Consider the following 18,533-nt stretch of genomic DNA (forward strand, 5'->3'; position numbering starts at 1 on the left):
AGGCTCTTTTACCTTCATTTAAACTGTACCTAAAAGTCTTAATTCGAACCTCCGCCTGCACGGCTTTTTAGCTCTTCTGTGGCAGTGCTTCTCTTTCTGCTACCTTTTACGTTTTGGTTACCGAAATTATAGGTGAAGCTAAGATTTACATTCCTGCTTGTCCACCTGTTTTCGATTTTTAAATCTATGTTTTGATAATCAATGGCACCATTGAAGAAGGACGTCAAGAATATGTCATTGATGTTTAATTTTAAACGAGCTTTTTTATCCCAGAAACTTTTCTGAACTCCCGCATTGACAGAATACTGAGGAGAAGTTTGTTTGATAATTCCCAAAACTTGCGGTGAGTTAAACCACATGTTAGCTTCAGCAGACCAGCCTTTTTTCATGGTAAATGTACTTCCGGTATAAAAGTTAAAGGCCACTTGATCTACGTCTAATACACCCCCACTTAAATTACTGTCTTGGTATCTTACATAATATAAGTTTACATTATTATGCATATTCCACCACTTCGTGATTGGAACAGGGAAAGATAGGTTTGCAGAATAATTCTCTACCTTTTCTAAATTGGTGTTTGTTTGAAAAGTTTGACGAGTTTGGTCATCTTGCTCTATTACGCCAAACATATTGTCCTTGGTATATGCGTAACCCAAGGTTAAAGATACCGCATTATTATAAGAGTAAGTAAGCTCTAAATTGTCGGTAAACTGCGGTTTTAAATATTCATATCCTTTTTCAAAAGTATAAGGGTCTAAGAAGAATAAAAAAGGATTAAGTTGCTGATAGTTTGGTCTTCCAATTCTTCTGCTGTAAGAATACCTTAGATTGTTTTTGTCGTTTATTTTTTGATTCAAGAATGCGGTAGGGAATAAGCTTAAATAAGAGCGTGGCACTATTTTATTTAATGTCAAAGAATTACCCTCAGACTGCGTGTGCTCTGCTCTAAGACCTGTTTGGAAACCTATTTTATTCCATTGTTTTCCAATATTAAAGTATGCGGCATTCACAAATTCCGTATAGATGAAATGGTTAGTTTTACCTGGGTCAATAATCCATTCTTGGTCTATTCTTGTTTCAAACGCAAAGTCATTATCTGTTTTCACGAAACTCGTTTTAGCTCCAAATTCAATTTTAAATTTATCCGCTGTTGGTATTACAAAATCTACTTTAGCCGCATATATGTTGATGTCTGATGGTGTAGTGTTTCGCTGAATAATATTATTGGTGATGATTTTGTTGGCGTCAAAATACTCTGTGTCAAAACTTTGAAAGGCATAGTTATTAAAACCGCTGTAATCTGCATCAAAAGTCATCTCTTTGCCCTTATCATTAAAGTTATGCTTTAAATTAAAATTGGCCGAGTAGTTCCAGTTGTCCATTTCTCGGTTAGATAATGGAATAAGTGAGCTTCTTGTTTCTATGTCACTACGGCTTTCCATAATGTTTGTTAATCCGTTTGACTTCATGGTGCCGTTCCAGTTGTTGGCGTCTAGCATGACACCTATCGTAGTTTTGTTATTCGCAAAAAAGTCTGCTCCAATTCTAGCCGAGCTGTATATTCCACTTCCGTTCCTTTGTGAAGTTTGGTCAAACGTACTTTTAAGTCCTTCAAAGTTAGTGGTTCTCATGAGGTGGTTATCGTTATAAAAAGCGTTTCTGCTTAAATTCCCTGTTCCAAAAACGTTAAACTTTTCGTTTCTATGGTTCAAGGACAGATTAGCCGAGCCTCTGTAAAGATCATCAGTAGCTTTTGGAAGATAGGCGTCTCCAGCAGATAAAACTAAGGTACCATTGGTTCCGAATGCCTTGTTTTTCTTGAGTTTGATGTTTATGATACCTGAGTTCCCTGAGGCGTCATATTTTGAAGAAGGATTGGTGATGATTTCTATAGAGGTAATTTCATCTGAGTTCATGTTACTCAACATTTGCATGAGAGCCTCTTCAGATAAATAACTCCTTCTTCCGTCAATTTGTACCAGGACACCATTTTTGTTTTTTAATTTTAGGGCATTGTTTTGTCTATCAACTACCACTCCTGGTGCTTTTTCCAAAACTTCTAGGGCGGTGTTGCCACTTCCCACGATACTGTTTTCTACATTGAGAACCATGCGGTCTATCTGTTGTTCTATGAATGGTTTTTTAGCTACGACAGTTACTTCACCAAGTTCATTTGCAGATATTTGAAGTTTGATAGGTTGAAATTTAAAGATGGGCGAATCTGAATTTAATTTGAATTTTGGAGAAAGGAAATCTAAATAACCTACCATGGATATTTTCACAAAATAGTTTCCAGATTTTATGTTATCCATGAAGAATTCTCCATCCATATCGGAAGCAATGGCTCTGGACAATGTGCTATCCAAGGAGTTTAGTAAAAGAACATTGGCAAACGGCAGCACATCTGCATTTTCGTCAAGTACTTTTCCTGTGACCGAATAAGTAGACTGTGCCCATGAACTCAATGTCATTGTAAGGGCGAAGAAGCTAAGTAATAGTTTTTTCATTTTTTTGTATTTTTTATGTCGTAATAGCTTTTTTAGATCAAGGAGAAACAGAGGGTTGAACAACGGGTTCCCTTTAAATCTTGGTTCAAAATTATGGGTATTATGCATAACAAGGTAATAGTTTATACACAAGTGGTTCAATAAACTGGATGAGTGGTTTTGAACTAATTTGTACTTCAGATGACGAGATGGCTCAGGAAGTTGCAGTATCACTCATCTGAAAAGTGACATAGCGGTGAAAGGCTTTATTTGGAAGTTCAAAGTGTATTAGTTGGAGATAAATGGCATTTATTGATATGTGGCAGCTTGAACCGGATATAAATAAAGCCTCCCAATGTTTGTAGGAAGGCTTTTGAGGTCTATTTTTTTTGAAGGGTTTCAGATGGTCTGAAACTTTGCTAAAGCCGCTCCAGTCGTTTTTTGCAATTGCTTTCTAAAAAATCTGGTGTTACCGAGTAAAATGCCTTTCCATCCCATGGCTTGCTTAGCCCAAGTGTATAAGTTGAAAGTATCAATATGTTCAATAATTTTCCCGTCTTTGAATTTAAATTTCCCCAAAACTACATTATGAACTTTCTTGCCCGTTTTGCTAAAAGTATAACGTGCTTCCCATTTGACAAGTCCTTTGGTTTGGTCGGCTATAGGTTCAGAAAAGGTTATTACGGTATCAGTTCCGCCGTTCTTGCAGAGCATTCTTACATATCTTTAGCGTCTTTACCTTTTAATATTCCAAATGCAGGGTCTTTAAAATAAATGTCATCGTGATAGTAAGAGACCATGGCTTCGGCGTCTTTTCCTGAAAACGCTGTGTAGAATTTTTCTAAAACTTCTTTCATTGCAATTAAAACAATTAATTAGACATCCATTTGTCCAGTTCCGTAATATCTTTCTGTTCCAACTTTAACTGAGAAACAACTTTGTTTCTAGATGGAAAAGCGATCAACATAACCACCAAAATAGCCAATGATATAAACAAAAACTGGGATTCCCCTGTAAGAATGGCAGCCACAGAAGCTATCACTGCGGGTATCGCTAAACAAACATTTTTGATCAAAGTGGACTGTTTAAAATGCTCAAGTTTCTGGCTAAGTCCTTTCGTTTTTAAGGCTGTTTTTAGGTGCTTATTACCTAAATAAAATGAAGCAGAAAGACCTATAACGATGGACATAGGAATAGCTTTAAAGAGAATATCCATATAATCTGCATTTCGGCCAGCATTACCAGATTGAATGAGATAAAAGGAAACCGCTGCTAGAAGTAAAATTCCGAAAGCACTGATCATATAAATTTTTTGAATTTCTTTTAGAGGATTGGTATTATTCATATTTTTTAGTTTTTAAGAGCTTAGTTTAACGCTGCTTTTTAGAACGCCTAGTTTCATTATTTCGCCACACCTCACGGCTCGGTTTTCTTGGGCATGCCCAATCGGGAAATCATACGAAACAGGATAATCATATTCACTTACATGATCTTGAATTATTTCAAAGGCAGATTTTCCAAAAGGTGTGCTATTGTCTTTATTGTCAGTAAATTGTCCCACTATAAGGCCTGCCAACTTACGCAGTTTTCCGGCTCTTTTTAGCTGAACCATCATCCTGTCCATATTATAATAGTATTCTCCTACATCTTCTAGGAAAAGAATTTTATTGTCAAAACTTATGTCTGAGGGCGAACCAATGTTATGAGCCAAAAGGCAAAGGTTTCCTCCAATAATTTGACCTTTAGCCTTTCCTATCCTATTAAAATCGTGTCCACGTTCTTTGTAGGAGAGTTTTTTGCCCATAAGAGCATTTTTAAGCGAGGTCGTGGAGGTTTTATCGTTACTTAAGGTGACCATCATAGGCCCATGAATGGACTGATAACCTAAACTTTGTATTTTCTGATGAACGACCGTAATATCCGAAAAACCTACAATCCACTTTGGATTTTCCTTAAAGGCCGTCCAGTCCATTTTGTCAATGATTTTTGAAGCACCATAGCCACCTCTACCCGCTATTATCGCTTTAAGCTTAGGATCATCCAGCATTTGTTGAAATGAGCTTATCTTTTCAGAATCTGTTCCAGCAAAATTATGATAAACATTAAGCACATTATTTGCTAACTGTGTTTTGAGTCCAAATTGTTCATGCATGATTTCTTGACCCAATAAAAGCCGCTTCTCATCTAAAACAGAAGATAAAGAAACCACGGCTATTGTATCTCCTTTTTGAAGAAATGGCGGACGCTTAAGTTCCTCTAATCTCATTCTATTAAACTCCAAATTGTGTTAAATGGTGATCTATATGCTTATAAAACATGGTATTCCATTCACTTTCTGTTAGTTTTCCAAAAGAATTGGATTCTTTACCATCAAAATAACTACCACCTAGTTGCTGCGTTTTATTAAGAAATTCAATCAATCTTTTCTTCTCCTTTTGGAAGTCTCTTTTATCCGTAATCACAAAAGCCGGTGCCGTAGGACTATTTTTTTTGTATGGCTTAGGACCTACCACTATGCCTTTTACAAAAAGCTTCATAATGATTTTTTTGAACGCTCCCGCTTTTGGAAAGGAGTCGTCATAAATCATGTCGTAGGTAACGCAGTTATGAGCCAACATCTGTGCCACCGTCATTTTACCCCATAGTGCCTGAGTTTCAGGTGTTAGCTGATTTATTCTGTGAATAACTTCATTTGTAACCGCCGAATCGAAAATGTTTTTCATGGTACTTTTTAGTATGAGAGGCCAATATATACAATTCCTCTTTCGCAAAAAAAGAGAGCTATGAGATAAATTCTGTGCTACAAGACCTAATAAGCCTTAAAACTCTTTAATACGGCTAGGTTCGTAGCCTATTCGCATGGCCATAGTTTCGTAAGTTCCATTTCCTAAAATGAAGGGTTCTGTATAAACTTCCCACCTCTTAACGCCTTTTATACGGTAGGCAATAGAGGCTCCTTCGGTCATGCTCATGAGCTTTGCCTTATTACCGGTTTTATAAACAATAGGGTCTGATGTGATTGGTGCAGAAGTACCTCCATTCCACATATTTTTTAGCATTTCTGTCTCTGGAATAGCTCCTAAATCTTCAGTATATGCTATCCAATTGTCCATGACGTCTCTTAATCGCTTAATCTCTTTTGAATAAGTGGGGTCTTCTGCCAAGTTATTTAATTGGTAAGGATCTATTGTCCAATCGTAAAACTCTTCTTTGGGCTTGGTTTCTTGAAACCAAAAGGACTGCTCTTTATTGAGTTTTCCTTCATCTTTCATGGCCAGAAGCATTTTCATGGTAGGAATTCCTTTCCTAAAGTCCACATCCATATATAATGGTTTTTCAGGTTCATAATTTCTGACATATTGAAATTTCCTGTCCATGACCGATCGAACGCGGTCATAATCGTTGTCTATTCTGTCTCTTGCACCAAAAATAAATTCATGATCGTTGTCGGATTTGAATTCGCCCAAAAAAGCCTTTCCATGCATCTGAGAAGGTTTTTCTATACCCACTAGTGATAACATGGTTGGTGCAAAATCTATAGCATTGATAAAATCGTTGTTTCTAGTACCCGCATTTTCCTTGTTTGGAAACCTCGCAATTAAAGGAATATGCAAACCTCTTCGGTAAACTTCTCTTTTATAAAAAGGAAGTCCGTCTCCATGGTCTCCCCAGAAAAAAACAATGGTATTCTCTAGGAGTCCGTCATCTTCTAACTTAGCCAGTACTTCACCTATTTGGTCGTCCAGTTCAGAAAGATTACTGTAATGCCTGGCTACATCTGTTCTTGAGGTTATATTATCTGGATAGTAGGGTGGAAGGGGCACTTTGGCTGGATCCACTCTTAGCTCATGATCGGCTCTCGCCCAAATTTGAGATTCGTGCGTAGTCGTGAAATTGATAACACAGAAAAAGGGCTGATCCTTTTGTCTTCCTCTCCAGTCTGCTGTTTTACTTACTTCATCCCATACGGTAGGAGGGGCGGTAAATTGATAGTCTGTTTTGTCGTTATTGGTGGTATAATAACCCTTAGCTCTTAAGTATTCAGGGAAACATTTCACATCTGCAGGTGGTACGGAGTTGTACATGGACGGCAGACCCAATTCCACAGGCTCATGTATGCCCATGGTTCTCATATGCTGTCCACCGTTACTGGTTTGATATCTGCCCGTAATAATAGCATTTCTACTAGGCGAACATACGCCTGCGGATGTATAAGCATGGTCGTATACAACACCTTCTTTTGCTAGTCTATCAAGGTTTGGAGTAGCTATAGTGGAGTCGCCATAAGCTGCCATTCTGGGACTTAAGTCTTCTGCCGAAATCCATAAAATATTGGGCTGAGGGGGGACGTTTTCTTGAGACTCTTTAGTCATAGATTGATTGTCAGAGCCACACGAAACGATAAGGAAAAGAGAGAGTACGAAAAGTATATTTTTAAATAACATAATACTTAAAAGTTTTTTAGTCCTAATTTTTGAGCTTTTAACGCTAATTCCATGGTCAAGAAACAGTGTTCTTGTGTCATAGCGGTATTTGTTCTATTTAATACATCATCTACCATTTGAGAACCAAAGGGTAAATCTACGTCTTTGCAGTCCATGTGAATGGTATCTTTTCCGTCGACCAGATAAAGGTGGTTTCCTGAATCAAACCTCGCGATATCAATATTTTTCCTTATTTCAATAAAGCCCTCCGTTCCCAAAATTGTCAATCTTCCATCTCCCCAGGTTTTAAGGCCGTCAGGTGTAAACCAGTCTATTCTCACATATCCAGAACCGCCATTTCCGGTCACCATAGCATCCCCGAAATCTTCAAAACCGGGGTATTGGGGGTGATTGATGTTTTTTACTTGAGCGGCCAGAACTTTGGCTTCCGTAGAATTGGTAAAGTGTAAAAATTGGTCGAATTGATGCGAAGCAATGTCTGTAATAATACCACCTACTTGGCTCATATCGTAAAACCAATCTGGACGAGTTTCAGGTCTCATTTTATGCGGCCCAAGACCTATCGTTTGAATTACTTTTCCGATAGCACCACTTGCCACTAATTCTGTGGCCTTAACCGTCGCTCTGTTTTCAAGTCTTTCGCTGTAAACGATGCTATAAATTTGCTTGGTCGCTTTTTGTACTTTTCTTACTTCTGCCAGTTGTTTCAAGGTTGTAATGCCTGGCTTGTCAGACATATAATCTTTTCCTGCTTTCATTACTCGAATTCCTAGCGGAGCTCTTTCAACGGGTATACCAGCACTTAGCACCAGTTTAATGTCAGGATTTTCGAGTATTTCTGCTTCACTTTTGGCAAGTTTAGCCTCGGGGTATCTTTTACCAAAAGCCGTATTCAGTTCTTGTTCTTTGGCATAAAACAAAACCAGTTCTCCTCCACCTCTTTTAATGGCTTCTGTCATGCTGTAAATGTGGCCGTGATTCATGCCTATGACGGCAAATTTCAATCTAGGCTTTGCCCAAGTTTTAAGTGTAGACGATGACGACGCTATGATACTTTTCTGAGCAGAAAGGTTTAATGGGACAGAGCCTAATAAACCCAAACCTGCTGAGTTTATGGCAACATTTTTAAGAAAGTTCCTTCTATTATTTTTCATTTTGATTGGGTTGAATTCATTTTTCAATTTTGTGTAAAAGTATTTTTACTCTTTAAAGTTTCCTAACTGGTCTTCCCATGAGTAGGTTTTGTAAGTGAGTTTAAATCCTCTAGTAGGAATGTTAAGTTTTTCTTGAAGCAAATACTTTATGCCCTTGGAGCCACCAAAATCTCCTCTATACCAGCTTAGTAAGCTGCTGGTTTGGATTTCCATGGTGTCGTAGAAAATAGTGGTCTCAGACTCTAGGAATGACATCGTAGCCATTTCTAGCTGTTGTTCTATCTTCTGTGTATGATAAAAAGCGATAGGTGGACAGCTCTTTGCTCCGCAGTTTAGAGCAAAATGGATTCTATAATCAATTTTATCGACCGCGAGTTTTTTTAGTAATGCAGGTGCGAATAGGTTCGGGAGATATCCTAGAGAGGCCTTTATCCGATTTTTTCTTAATATCCCGTGTTCAACGTCGTCTAAACTCAATTTCTGACCAGCTATATCAATCGCTTTAGTGGTGTAAATCTCTGACAGATTTACCATATTTTTCTTTCTAAGAATTTGATAAAATGCATTATAACAGTTTATCCAAAAGGCTTTTTTACTTTCATCATTAGAAATTTCGTTTTCAAGTTCTTTTAGGTCTAGCGTAGCCATTTGGGCTTCTAGTGCTGAAGTCTCTTCATTCTTTTTAACGGCTAGAAGAAGGTCTTCAGAAAGTTTATTTATCATTCAAAATTGAATTTAAAATCTGGAGAAAAAATATGTTCTCTTTTTATAATGGACAATCCTTTGGCCAGTTGTTCGGGGTTGGAATCTGCTAGGTTTACTTGTTCACCCAGATCTTCAGCAATATTGTATAATTCCACTTTGCTTTTCGTACTGTCGTTTAAAAAGAGTTTAATGCATTTCCAGTTCTCATCGAAGATTACGGCCTGTTTTCCGCCTTGTTCGTAAAACTCCCAATAGAGGAATTCGTGTTTTGGTTGTTCATGACCAAGCAAAGTTGGTAAAAAGGAAATGCCATCCGTTGGATGTTCGTCACTCACGTTTACCAAAGCCTTCAATGTAGCAAACAAATCTACAAATCCAGATACATGGTCAGAGGAGGTTCCTGCCTTTATTTTTTCGGGCCATCTGGCTATGGTTGGTACCCTAATTCCGCCGTCATAGAGATCTCTTTTTATACCTCTAAGGTCTCCATTGCTATTAAAAAAATCTGGGTCTGCTCCACCTTCCGCATGTGGGCCATTATCAGAAGTGAAAATCACGAGCGTTTTATGGTCTAGCCCCTCGCTTTTAAGTTTTTCCATAACCAGACCAACCGTTCTGTCCAACTCAGAGATCATGGCAGCATGTCTTTTCTGGTTTTCTGGCCAATCTTCATCGGCATAAATACCGAGGTCTGGTATTTCCATTCCAGATTCATTAAAGTGCTGTGACTCATTATTGGCATGAGGCACTGTAACAGGCAAATACAAGAAAAAAGGTTTGCTTTTGTTCTCTTCAATAAATCCTATTGCTTTTTCTATGAATTTATGATTAGCGTAAGTTTTTTTATTGGTGGAATGTCCGCTTATACCGGCATTATTTCCTGTGGTCATGTATTCCACTTCATTTCCTAGGCTGTCTTTCAACTCATTTTCATAAAGCCAAGCGGGGTAATGGTTATGAGCATGGGCTTGGTTTAGATAACCATAGAAGTAATCAAAACCTTGTTTGATTGGAATACCAGAACTTTGCTCTTCGCCTAGTCCCCATTTACCCACAATCCCAGTGACGTATCCCGCCTTTTTTAGTAATTCTGCTACAGTGAAGTCTTCGTCTTCTAGTGGCACCCTTTTGTTACCTCTAATTCTGGCGTGCCCATTATGCTTACCTGTCATTAAGGTGCATCTTGAAGGAGCACATACGGTGTTTCCTGCATAATGTCTGGTTAACATCATACCCTCAGTAGCCAGTTTATCAATGTTTGGTGTCTTAATTAATTTCTGACCAAAAGCTCCAACATCGCCATAGCCGAGGTCGTCTGCCATAATGTATACGATATTTACTTGGGAGTCACTGCCTTTTTCACTTTCTGTGCACGAGCATATCAACGTACTAAGAAAAAGGAGTAAAGAGAGTTTATTCATGATTTTTAATAGGGTTAAAGCATGAAGATAGTGGGTTACCCGTTATCATGCAATATCAAACTCAATCTTAATGTAAGCTCGAATAAGCGGTACTATTTGAATAGCCGTTTAATGCTTCCATTTAGAAATTAAAATGCTAAGCTTTGAAGAAGTGCAGTAAGTGTGATTTATCTTAAAAAATCTTTTCTTATGCCTGATACAATTGAAGTTATGAAGAAAAAGTGTTATATATTCCGTACATTATTCTCCTATTTTTATGGAATAAGTTTCATCTCCAAAGCGGTCTTGATGTAAGTGGAGAAAAGGACCAAGGAATAGAAGAAAGAATTAGTAGAAGGGCAATTGTGAAAAAAATGGCTATTATCTTAAATTTTTCAATGTCCAGATCGGACTTCTTTAATTTTGCTTCACCTATACTTATCAATGAAACCGAAATGACCATAATCGTAATATGCTCCATGCCAAAGAAGCGGATTTCTCTCATTTGAATGGACGAAGGGAGATGGAACCAAAAGTGCTTGACAATTGGACTTAGACTATAGAGCAAAACTCCAAAAGTGAATTGCAGATAGACTATTGAAGTGGTGAGTTTAAATAACCTTTGGTCAAGGATGGTAAACCTTTTATGATTTATCCATCCTTGATATGCTTTAAATGTAGAAATTAATAATGCCAACAATACTAACCAGCGAATGATTGAATGGCTGCTAAGTAGAAATTGATACATTTAATTTTAGATTATAAATTCTTGCTCCAAGCGTTAAAAAGTAAAAGTTGCTTGTCGTTAGGGTTGACTATTTTTCTTATTTCTAAGTCTTTTCCTTCACCAGAGAAACTCAATCCTATTTTATCAAGATATTCTTTATGAGGAAGCGGCTCAGCGTTTTCAATATAATCGTGAATAAAGTCTGCAATTTCTGGGTAAGTCATTTTAACTAAATCCTCGAAAAAGTTTTTTTCAGAAAAAGGTCTACCCTTTCCATATTTACTCACCAGTTCTAGCATAAGTTCTCTCAATCCTCTTTTTCCATTGGATAGCTCTAGTAGCCTGATATCTAGATAACCTGCTACCAATGCCCCTTTATAGTAGATATTGCCATATTGTTTAGCTCCATCTTCATTGAAAGACTCTTCTGCTATTCTTGCAAGACTCCAAGATTTGTCAAAATAATTATCATTGATAAGGACTTTTTGACGGATGCCATTTTTGATATAGGAGTCAAAATCAACTACACCACCTCGATATAATAGAATGTTAGATGCCCATTCTGTAACCCCTTCATATAACCACAAATGCTTTGATGGCGTAGGTTCTACAAAATTGAAAGACTCAATAATTTCTGAATGAATATTTAAAGGGGTTACAATATGGAAAAACTCATGAGAAGCAATATCTGTAACCTCTTTCATGTAAGCCGCTGTAGGTTCGTTCTCGGCTAGGACGTATTCAGAGCTGTAAGCGTGTTCCCAAGCTCCGGTTACTCCATCAGGATTAGGTATAAAGTAGTATAGAAAGGTATATCTATCAACAGGAAGCTTTATCAGAAATTGGTTAGATGCCTCTAACATTGCTCTCATGTTTTCAAGTAGGGCAGGAGAGGTAAATTTGCCGTATTCAGAATAAGTGAAAATGCGAACAGGCGTATCTGCCACTTTGGTTTCTGCAAAAGTCAAATTTCCAGTAAGAATAGGGGAGTCTACTATTTCATCGAAAGAGTCGGCCCATAGAAAACCCTCAGCCTCTTTAAGAGCCGTTCCCGTTTGCCATCCATCTCTTCCTTTTATGCTCAGTTTTATGGGTTGGCTTTGTTTGCCGCTAAAGTATCCTATCATGGTATGAGCATTAATTAAGGAATGGTCATCCTCAATGCTACTGCCACACATCATATAAACTGGGTAAGATTCGACTTCGGTGTCAAATGTCTCAGCGACCTTATAACTTATACTTTTTACTTTATTTGCCTTAGAAATGATATATTGATTGGGTTCTTTATAGGAAACTTTTATCTCTTTCCCTTTTTTATTAAACGCTTTAAAATCACTAACAAAGCGGCCAATGTTTTGAGTTTGGTAAGTGCCTGGTGCGGTAGCTGCAAATTGATATAATCCCTTGTTTTTGCTTAAGGGTTCTGCCAAATTAGCTGAAACGTAAAAGGTATCCGTATTTTGGGTGACGTCAATTTCAAATTCAATTGGCGTTTGAGCAAAAGTCAAAGTTGAGATAGAAAAAAGAAGAAGAGTTTTAATTAAGTTCATTTAGATTGATGATTTTGAAGCCACAAAAATGAGACTTTTTGACAAAAAAGTAATTAGAATAGTGTATGTTCTTAGGGTTATGTCTGCTTTTGAGTCAATTATATAGAAATTCTATGGCATATTTGAAGAACTTTATAATTTGATAATCGTTTAGACTTTATTACTAATCTATTTCGGTCTATATTATACTTATGAGATACACCATTCTTTTGTTTTCTATTTTATTGGGTTCTGTGGCCTTAACACCTTATGAGATAGCGTTTTCCGAGGTTTTCAATGCCAATGAGGACGATGTTTATACCCTTGCCACATTTTCTCAAGAGGATGTTATCGGTAAATTGCTTAAAGAACCAACTCACGCCAAATTTGTTGAAGAATTTGATGCGAAATTTGGGGATGATTTCAATAAGAAGATTCAATATGAGAAGTTAAACCAAGTTAGTGTGGATGACTGGGAATTAAGTCTTTTTGAGGAGAGAAATAAGCAAATGGAGTTTCTCAAGTCTTATGATAAATACGACAGACTTTCAGAGGAATTTATAGACTTAACTCAAGCCAACATTAATTATAATTATTGGCATTTACTTTTGGCTTACGCTATTAACAGAAGTAACCAAAATACCGGATTAAAGCAAGTAACATCTCTGCCTAGAATTATGACTTCCGCTTTAGATTTAAATAAGATAAATAATCCAAAAAGATTGCTGTCTAAATCTTATAGGGAGTTTTTGCCCTATTTTGTAACGTATTTTAATTCTGAAAAAAAAGGTTTTAATAAATATGCAGACGGTGTTTTATCCATGAAAGATAAAGCCGAATTTGCGGAAGAATATTTAAGAGGAGATGTTTTAGATTACACTTTAACCAGACTGATAGAGAATAACTATAAGGTGCTGAGCACTTCTGCTTTTAGGTTTTGGACTAGCCAGGTTTATTGTGACAAATTGAAGGAATTCCTGTCGGACTCTTTTTATGACGAACTGTTAACTGCAGAAACTAGCAGAGCAACGGAACTCTCTAAAGCAAAAGAAAAGGATACTGAATTGCCCGCAATAATGGATCTAAATGACCACGCTTTTACTTTTGAGAAATTTAAAGGTAAGGTAGTTTATGTAGACTTTTGGGCAAGTTGGTGTGGACCATGTAGGCAGGAGTTTCCTTATAGTAAGGCGATGCATGAAGGGCTTACAAGTAAGCAAAAGAAGGAGATAGTTTTTCTTTACATTTCTATAGACGAAGACTTAGACAAATGGAGGGGGGCAGTTCAGAAATTAGGTTTAGAAGATTTTGGAGAAAATGGTCATTCTTATGATGTTTCTATAAAATACAGGGTTTCTAGCATACCGAGATATATGGTTATCGACAAAAAAGGAATTTTGGTAAATGATAATGCTCCAAGACCAAGCAGCGAGGAAACTTTGCCGTTATTATTAGAGTTACTCTAGTGAAAAAAACGGTGCTTTTATATAATTTTACTTTCAGAAAAAGTTAGACAATATGTTCAAAATAATTTTAATCGTTATACTCATAATTGCCTTTGTACCGCCAGTAAGAAGATTCTTATTTTGGTTGATTGTAGGGAAACAAATGGTCAATGAGCAGAAAAAGGCCAACAAGGGTCAGCAATCTAATATGAAGCAAGAAGGTCAAATAAATGTTGACTATGTTCCTAAGGATACAGACACTAAGGGTTTTAAGGGAGGCCAATATGTAGACTATGAGGAAGTAGAATAATTAATGTCATATCTTGGCAATTCGGGATGGAATTATTCCGTTATCCTATTTTTTGATAAACAACATTTTTGAGTATGTTAAATAGATTTTTTAGAGTAACTGCTTTACCTCCTTATGTAGATTTTGCAATTTTCTTTTTAAGAGTAGGCATGGCCATTTTAATGCTTCCTCATGGATTTAAAAAGCTGCAAAAAATCTTGAATGGAGAATTTGGCTTCTCAGATCCTATAGGTATGGGTCAAGGATTTTCCTTAATTTCTGCAACTTTCGCCGAACTAGGATGCTCTCTTTTGCTATTGTTCGGGTTGTTTACCAGACCGGCATTGTCCATCCTCATTTTTACACTTTTCGTGATTACTTTTGTTGTGAAAATCTCAGAAGGTTTTGATGGCATGGAAAAAGGACTACTTTTTCTTATTCCTTATATTTCTTTATTTATGTGGGGTCCAGGTAGGTACTCTTTGGATTATTATATTTTTGGAAGAACTAGAAGGTCGGTTAGGTTTTAGATGTAGCGTTTTCGGCGGCATTTTTAACCAGAGATAAGTCATTAACTCCTTCAAAGCCACTAAAGCCACAATAAATTCTAGTGTCGATGTCAAGTTGAATCGGCTGGCCACCTTCCCATCCCATCAAATCAGGTAGTTCAATTCCGAAATCTTTATAGTTTATTCGTCCAGAAAATACTTCAACCTCGTATTCTCCTGTCTTCATGTTTGTAATCCAAACTTGGGAAGCTTTTCTATATGCGATATCATAAAATCCTCTACCTCTTACTTTGTCATTTCCCCAGATTTTTCCGTAAACATTTCCAGAATCGTCTAAAATGCAGAGAGCTACATTTCCCTCTGATATATTCCAATCTATAGGACTGTTTTTAAAATTTGGTATTTCGGCTGTAATGGTCAATATCATTCTATCTATGACCATTTGCAATTCAGATTGGCTCATTTATTTAAGGTTTTAGATCCTAAATATGAATAAATATATTTAAAAGAAACTTCGGAAGTCCTAATAAATATTTACCAATAAGTAAAAGAAAGGTTAATGCCTGAAAGATATGAAGGAAAAGCTGTCAGGACCAAATGAAAGGATTTTTGACATTTTTGTAATTGATAATTTCCATGGATATCGTCCCAAAAGAAAATTCAATTTCCATTCTAATAGGCACACGGTTTTCATCGTCAGAAACGAATATTCTTATGGCCTCATTACCTTCAAACAAATCGTTTTTAGGAAGTATAGGGTTTAGTTTGAGAACCCTCATTTTACCAAAACGAGTCTTGATTTCATCTTTACCTGCATATTTAACCTGCATGTTATAAAGCTCGTCGTCAAAAAACAAAGGAGCTTTTACGCTACTTCCTATTTTCATATGGGAGAAATCCACGGTTCTGAGGAAGTAATAGCCTGATATAACATCTTGCACATATTCAGGTACTTTGTATTCGGTGATTTTCTCTTTTTCCAGTTTCTTTACCGTGTTTCTATTATGATCAAAAGTAAAGGTTTGGTCTCTTTCATAAGAGTTTTCTCTAGCACTGTATTCAAATTTATGAGGTATAAAAGCGGTGGTGTCGATAAATGATCTGTAAACATTGCTGACTTTCCAGAGACTTGCCACACCCGCGGTCTTTCCAGTAACATTTACTCTGTAACACGGTCGGTTATTTACCTCAAATATTTTTCTGTGAACATCTACCTTTGCTTGCCCTATGGTGATGAAGCCATACTTTACCTTATAGGTATAATTTTCACCAGCTTGGAAGCTATTATTTTCCACAGTTCGATAGCCCCTGTCAATAAATGCAGCAAAGGCTATGCTTAATGTCAATAAAAGTATTAGTCGTCTTTTCATTATTTCCCTAAACTCTGAAATTCGTCCTTTAAATGTCCTACGTAGTCCTTAAATTCTTTGTTAAATTTTGAATTTAATTCCTCTTCGAACTCATTTTGTTTTCCTTGATAAGTTCTGAATGCCGTAAAATACGCATTGTTTAAAGAACCTCTTCCTTTGTACTTATATTTTGGGTTGCTGTTTGATGTATCAGCGGAAATCATAATCTCATCTATAAGGTCATATTTCAACTGGTCCTTCTTTATAGACGACATTTCTGGGGAAAAGGTTTGAAACAAGCTGTCAAGTTTTTCTGTACCTCTCCTGATATGCTTGGAAAATTTCGTATTAAAATCTTTTACTTTTTTGTACTTTTTCAATTCTTTGGAATCTTCGCCGTATTTGCTTTTCAAGAAAAGTAATGCCCCTTTATCCCCAATAAAATCAGCCAGATTTTCATTGAAAGCTAGGTTGTTTTTTACAAAAAGAGTGCCATGCGTTAATTCATGAATGAGAAGTGCAGCCAATGAACCCTCATCTAACTCTAGCATACTACTTAAAATAGGGTCTGACAAATAACCTAATGTACTCCAAGCAGAAATTTCAGAAATTCGAGCATCTAAGCCTTGGCTTTTGAGTAGTGCTAACTCCTCCAGTGCATCTTCTTTATCAAAATGACCTTTGTAGGCGAAAGTACCAACAATTGGAAACTTCCATTTTTTATTTTCAAGACTATACGGTGGACAGGCTGTTAAAACCCACATGATGGGTTCGCCTTTTTGGTCATAATAATCCTTGTAACTTCTACTAGGTTTAAGTCCTAGAGAATCTACAGTGAATTTTTTGATGTCTTCAATTAAGAGAATTTTGGCCTTTAAACTATCTGGGAAATTATCATCTTCCAGTATTTTATTTATTGGAGTGGTGTTGTAAATGACATTTAACTGACCTTTGGTTTGTTTAAGACCATAGTTAATCTCATTGAAAAATGAGAAATAGAAAGTTAGAGATATCACCAATAAAATTAAAGCGAGGAACTTGAAGATTTTTTTCATATAAAAAGAGCAGGAGAATGTCTCCTACTCTTTAACGCTTTCCTAATAATAATAATTTATACCTTTTGTATTTTTTTATTTGTATTTCTATTTTTCTTTCTCTGCATCTTTTCCAAGAAGTATTTCATCTTTACCAATGATGGCTTCTTTGATTTTCATTTCTATTTCATCCAAGAGTTCAGGAGTATCTCTAATAAGATTCTTTACAGAGTCGCGTCCTTGTCCAAGTCTGTCTTCTTTGTAAGAAAACCATGAGCCAGATTTTTTGATAATATCTAAGTCAACACCCAAGTCTAAAACTTCTCCAGCTTTAGAAATCCCTTCGCCATACATAATATCAAACTCTACTACTTTAAATGGAGGTGCCATTTTGTTTTTAACCACTTTAACTCTGGTACGGTTACCCACTATGTCGGCGTCGCTATTCTTTATTTGGCCTATTCTTCTAATGTCAATTCTTACTGAAGCGTAAAACTTAAGGGCGTTTCCACCGGTGGTGGTTTCTGGAGAACCAAACATTACCCCAATTTTATCTCTTAACTGGTTGATGAAGATGCAAGTACATCCAGTTTTGTTAATAGTACCAGTAAGTTTACGAAGTGCTTGAGACATTAAACGAGCCTGAAGGCCCATTTTGCTATCTCCCATATCACCTTCTAGTTCGGCTTTAGGAACAAGAGCGGCTACGGAGTCAATCACACATATATCTATAGCTCCAGAAGAAATTAAATGTTCCGCAATCTCTAGAGCTTGCTCACCATAGTCTGGCTGAGATATAAGAAGATTGGCGGTGTTGATTCCTAATTTTTCTGCGTAAAGCCTATCAAAAGCGTGCTCGGCATCAATGAATGCCGCAATTCCGCCTGCTTTTTGTGCCTCTGCAATGGCGTGCATGGCTAGTGTAGTTTTACCAGAAGATTCTGGTCCATATATTTCTACGACTCTACCTCTTGGAAAACCATTTATACCTAAAGCTAAGTCCAGACCAAGCGATCCTGTAGAAATAGTAGGTACATCCAAAACTTTGGTGTCACTAAGTCTCATTACAGTACCTTTGCCAAAAGCTTTGTCTAATTTGTCAATTGTGGTTTGAAGTATTTTTAGGCGTTCGTTGTTTTCTGCCATTGGTAATATTATTAGCGTTTGAGGTTTTTCTTTTTGTCTGATACAAAGATATTGCAACTTTGCACAATTTGCTAGCAAAGATTGGCTAATATATTTAGCAATGACTTTAGTGTGCTTATTTAGAGTTGCTTATGTGCTGCGTTTTCGCTAAAATATTTACCAATTCATCGTTTTAAGTCTGGCTGTCCCTTAAGTTTATGAGCGTTCCACCTCATAATATCCATAGCGTCCGATTTATTTTTAGAGTAATTACTTTTTAGGCTGATGAAAAATCTTGAATGAAGCTAATGGAATTCGCGAAAGGACTTTTTTAGA

Annotated in this window: 19 protein-coding genes; 3 read left to right on the forward strand and 16 right to left on the reverse strand. The window is 36.7% G+C overall.

Features of this window, described 5'->3' with window-relative positions; all coding sequences use genetic code 11:
* Window positions 1-38 precede the first annotated feature (38 nt).
* From ACTBZY_RS00580 to ACTBZY_RS00635, 12 genes are all read right to left on the reverse strand, one after another.
* Window positions 39-2,507: a TonB-dependent receptor gene (locus tag ACTBZY_RS00580; RefSeq protein ID WP_463044371.1), complete on the reverse strand. Its 2,469-nt coding sequence runs from the start codon at window positions 2,505-2,507 to the stop codon at window positions 39-41.
* 378 nt (window positions 2,508-2,885) lie between these two features.
* Window positions 2,886-3,200, reverse strand: coding sequence for a nuclear transport factor 2 family protein (locus tag ACTBZY_RS00585; RefSeq protein ID WP_463044372.1), 315 nt, complete (start codon window positions 3,198-3,200; stop codon window positions 2,886-2,888).
* A 2-nt stretch (window positions 3,201-3,202) separates the two neighbouring features.
* Window positions 3,203-3,343 (reverse strand): nuclear transport factor 2 family protein, encoded by a 141-nt coding sequence (locus ACTBZY_RS00590; protein ID WP_463044373.1) that lies wholly within the window; start codon window positions 3,341-3,343, stop codon window positions 3,203-3,205.
* A gap of 14 nt (window positions 3,344-3,357) precedes the next feature.
* On the reverse strand, window positions 3,358-3,831 hold the full coding sequence (locus ACTBZY_RS00595; RefSeq protein ID WP_463044374.1) for a hypothetical protein: 474 nt from the start codon (window positions 3,829-3,831) through the stop codon (window positions 3,358-3,360).
* 12 nt (window positions 3,832-3,843) lie between these two features.
* The gene (locus ACTBZY_RS00600; protein ID WP_463044375.1) at window positions 3,844-4,752 is read right to left on the reverse strand and encodes a S66 peptidase family protein; all 909 of its coding nucleotides are present in this window, start codon (window positions 4,750-4,752) and stop codon (window positions 3,844-3,846) included.
* A gap of 4 nt (window positions 4,753-4,756) precedes the next feature.
* Window positions 4,757-5,209, reverse strand: a complete 453-nt coding sequence (locus ACTBZY_RS00605) for a DUF1569 domain-containing protein (protein WP_463044376.1) — start codon at window positions 5,207-5,209, stop codon at window positions 4,757-4,759.
* Between the two features lie 96 nt (window positions 5,210-5,305).
* Window positions 5,306-6,931 (reverse strand): sulfatase family protein, encoded by a 1,626-nt coding sequence (locus tag ACTBZY_RS00610; RefSeq protein WP_463044377.1) that lies wholly within the window; start codon window positions 6,929-6,931, stop codon window positions 5,306-5,308.
* 5 nt (window positions 6,932-6,936) lie between these two features.
* Complete coding sequence (locus ACTBZY_RS00615; RefSeq protein WP_463044378.1) at window positions 6,937-8,085, reverse strand: Gfo/Idh/MocA family protein; 1,149 nt, start codon at window positions 8,083-8,085, stop codon at window positions 6,937-6,939.
* Between the two features lie 45 nt (window positions 8,086-8,130).
* Window positions 8,131-8,808 (reverse strand): DUF547 domain-containing protein, encoded by a 678-nt coding sequence (locus ACTBZY_RS00620; RefSeq protein ID WP_463044379.1) that lies wholly within the window; start codon window positions 8,806-8,808, stop codon window positions 8,131-8,133.
* Window positions 8,805-10,211, reverse strand: a complete 1,407-nt coding sequence (locus ACTBZY_RS00625) for an arylsulfatase (protein ID WP_463044380.1) — start codon at window positions 10,209-10,211, stop codon at window positions 8,805-8,807. The genes ACTBZY_RS00620 and ACTBZY_RS00625 overlap by 4 nt, the downstream gene beginning before the upstream one ends.
* A 268-nt stretch (window positions 10,212-10,479) precedes the next feature.
* Window positions 10,480-10,938 (reverse strand): hypothetical protein, encoded by a 459-nt coding sequence (locus tag ACTBZY_RS00630; RefSeq protein ID WP_463044381.1) that lies wholly within the window; start codon window positions 10,936-10,938, stop codon window positions 10,480-10,482.
* A gap of 11 nt (window positions 10,939-10,949) precedes the next feature.
* A complete protein-coding gene (locus ACTBZY_RS00635; RefSeq protein ID WP_463044382.1) occupies window positions 10,950-12,467 on the reverse strand; it encodes a M61 family metallopeptidase in 1,518 nt (505 codons plus the stop codon).
* A 191-nt stretch (window positions 12,468-12,658) separates the two neighbouring features.
* Between ACTBZY_RS00635 and ACTBZY_RS00640 the strand changes: the two genes are divergently transcribed.
* The 3 genes from ACTBZY_RS00640 to ACTBZY_RS00650 all read left to right on the forward strand — a co-directional run bounded on the left by ACTBZY_RS00640 (window position 12,659) and on the right by ACTBZY_RS00650 (window position 14,710).
* The gene (locus ACTBZY_RS00640) at window positions 12,659-13,912 is read left to right on the forward strand and encodes a TlpA family protein disulfide reductase (protein ID WP_463044383.1); all 1,254 of its coding nucleotides are present in this window, start codon (window positions 12,659-12,661) and stop codon (window positions 13,910-13,912) included.
* Window positions 13,913-13,964: 52 nt separating this feature from the next.
* On the forward strand, window positions 13,965-14,201 hold the full coding sequence (locus ACTBZY_RS00645) for a DUF4834 domain-containing protein (protein ID WP_463044384.1): 237 nt from the start codon (window positions 13,965-13,967) through the stop codon (window positions 14,199-14,201).
* A gap of 74 nt (window positions 14,202-14,275) precedes the next feature.
* Window positions 14,276-14,710, forward strand: a complete 435-nt coding sequence (locus ACTBZY_RS00650; protein ID WP_463044385.1) for a DoxX family protein — start codon at window positions 14,276-14,278, stop codon at window positions 14,708-14,710.
* Here the strand turns inward: ACTBZY_RS00650 and ACTBZY_RS00655 are convergent.
* From ACTBZY_RS00655 to recA, 4 genes are all read right to left on the reverse strand, one after another.
* On the reverse strand, window positions 14,700-15,152 hold the full coding sequence (locus tag ACTBZY_RS00655) for a hypothetical protein (protein WP_463044386.1): 453 nt from the start codon (window positions 15,150-15,152) through the stop codon (window positions 14,700-14,702). The genes ACTBZY_RS00650 and ACTBZY_RS00655 overlap by 11 nt on opposite strands.
* 124 nt (window positions 15,153-15,276) lie before the next feature.
* The gene (locus ACTBZY_RS00660; protein WP_463044387.1) at window positions 15,277-16,059 is read right to left on the reverse strand and encodes a DUF3108 domain-containing protein; all 783 of its coding nucleotides are present in this window, start codon (window positions 16,057-16,059) and stop codon (window positions 15,277-15,279) included.
* Window positions 16,059-17,093 carry an aminopeptidase gene (locus ACTBZY_RS00665; RefSeq protein ID WP_463044388.1) on the reverse strand — a complete coding sequence of 345 codons (1,035 nt, stop codon included), beginning with the start codon at window positions 17,091-17,093 and terminating at the stop codon, window positions 16,059-16,061. The genes ACTBZY_RS00660 and ACTBZY_RS00665 overlap by 1 nt, the downstream gene beginning before the upstream one ends.
* An 87-nt stretch (window positions 17,094-17,180) precedes the next feature.
* Window positions 17,181-18,218 carry a recombinase RecA gene (gene recA, locus ACTBZY_RS00670; RefSeq protein ID WP_463044389.1) on the reverse strand — a complete coding sequence of 346 codons (1,038 nt, stop codon included), beginning with the start codon at window positions 18,216-18,218 and terminating at the stop codon, window positions 17,181-17,183.
* Window positions 18,219-18,533: the final 315 nt, after the last annotated feature.

The sequence above is a fragment of the Arcticibacterium sp. genome, from assembly GCF_055134445.1.

What these genes read in the sequence shown, in the direction of transcription:
- ACTBZY_RS00580 (WP_463044371.1), bottom strand. Translation starts at nt 2,507, where the DNA reads ATGAAAAAACTATTACTTAGCTTCTTCGCCCTTACAATGACATTGAGT.
- ACTBZY_RS00585 (WP_463044372.1), bottom strand. Translation starts at nt 3,200, where the DNA reads ATGCTCTGCAAGAACGGCGGAACTGATACCGTAATAACCTTTTCTGAA.
- ACTBZY_RS00590 (WP_463044373.1), bottom strand. Translation starts at nt 3,343, where the DNA reads ATGAAAGAAGTTTTAGAAAAATTCTACACAGCGTTTTCAGGAAAAGAC.
- ACTBZY_RS00595 (WP_463044374.1), bottom strand. Translation starts at nt 3,831, where the DNA reads ATGAATAATACCAATCCTCTAAAAGAAATTCAAAAAATTTATATGATC.
- ACTBZY_RS00600 (WP_463044375.1), bottom strand. Translation starts at nt 4,752, where the DNA reads ATGAGATTAGAGGAACTTAAGCGTCCGCCATTTCTTCAAAAAGGAGAT.
- ACTBZY_RS00605 (WP_463044376.1), bottom strand. Translation starts at nt 5,209, where the DNA reads ATGAAAAACATTTTCGATTCGGCGGTTACAAATGAAGTTATTCACAGA.
- ACTBZY_RS00610 (WP_463044377.1), bottom strand. Translation starts at nt 6,931, where the DNA reads ATGTTATTTAAAAATATACTTTTCGTACTCTCTCTTTTCCTTATCGTT.
- ACTBZY_RS00615 (WP_463044378.1), bottom strand. Translation starts at nt 8,085, where the DNA reads ATGAAAAATAATAGAAGGAACTTTCTTAAAAATGTTGCCATAAACTCA.
- ACTBZY_RS00620 (WP_463044379.1), bottom strand. Translation starts at nt 8,808, where the DNA reads ATGATAAATAAACTTTCTGAAGACCTTCTTCTAGCCGTTAAAAAGAAT.
- ACTBZY_RS00625 (WP_463044380.1), bottom strand. Translation starts at nt 10,211, where the DNA reads ATGAATAAACTCTCTTTACTCCTTTTTCTTAGTACGTTGATATGCTCG.
- ACTBZY_RS00630 (WP_463044381.1), bottom strand. Translation starts at nt 10,938, where the DNA reads ATGTATCAATTTCTACTTAGCAGCCATTCAATCATTCGCTGGTTAGTA.
- ACTBZY_RS00635 (WP_463044382.1), bottom strand. Translation starts at nt 12,467, where the DNA reads ATGAACTTAATTAAAACTCTTCTTCTTTTTTCTATCTCAACTTTGACT.
- ACTBZY_RS00640 (WP_463044383.1), top strand. Translation starts at nt 12,659, where the DNA reads ATGAGATACACCATTCTTTTGTTTTCTATTTTATTGGGTTCTGTGGCC.
- ACTBZY_RS00645 (WP_463044384.1), top strand. Translation starts at nt 13,965, where the DNA reads ATGTTCAAAATAATTTTAATCGTTATACTCATAATTGCCTTTGTACCG.
- ACTBZY_RS00650 (WP_463044385.1), top strand. Translation starts at nt 14,276, where the DNA reads ATGTTAAATAGATTTTTTAGAGTAACTGCTTTACCTCCTTATGTAGAT.
- ACTBZY_RS00655 (WP_463044386.1), bottom strand. Translation starts at nt 15,152, where the DNA reads ATGAGCCAATCTGAATTGCAAATGGTCATAGATAGAATGATATTGACC.
- ACTBZY_RS00660 (WP_463044387.1), bottom strand. Translation starts at nt 16,059, where the DNA reads ATGAAAAGACGACTAATACTTTTATTGACATTAAGCATAGCCTTTGCT.
- ACTBZY_RS00665 (WP_463044388.1), bottom strand. Translation starts at nt 17,093, where the DNA reads ATGAAAAAAATCTTCAAGTTCCTCGCTTTAATTTTATTGGTGATATCT.
- recA (WP_463044389.1), bottom strand. Translation starts at nt 18,218, where the DNA reads ATGGCAGAAAACAACGAACGCCTAAAAATACTTCAAACCACAATTGAC.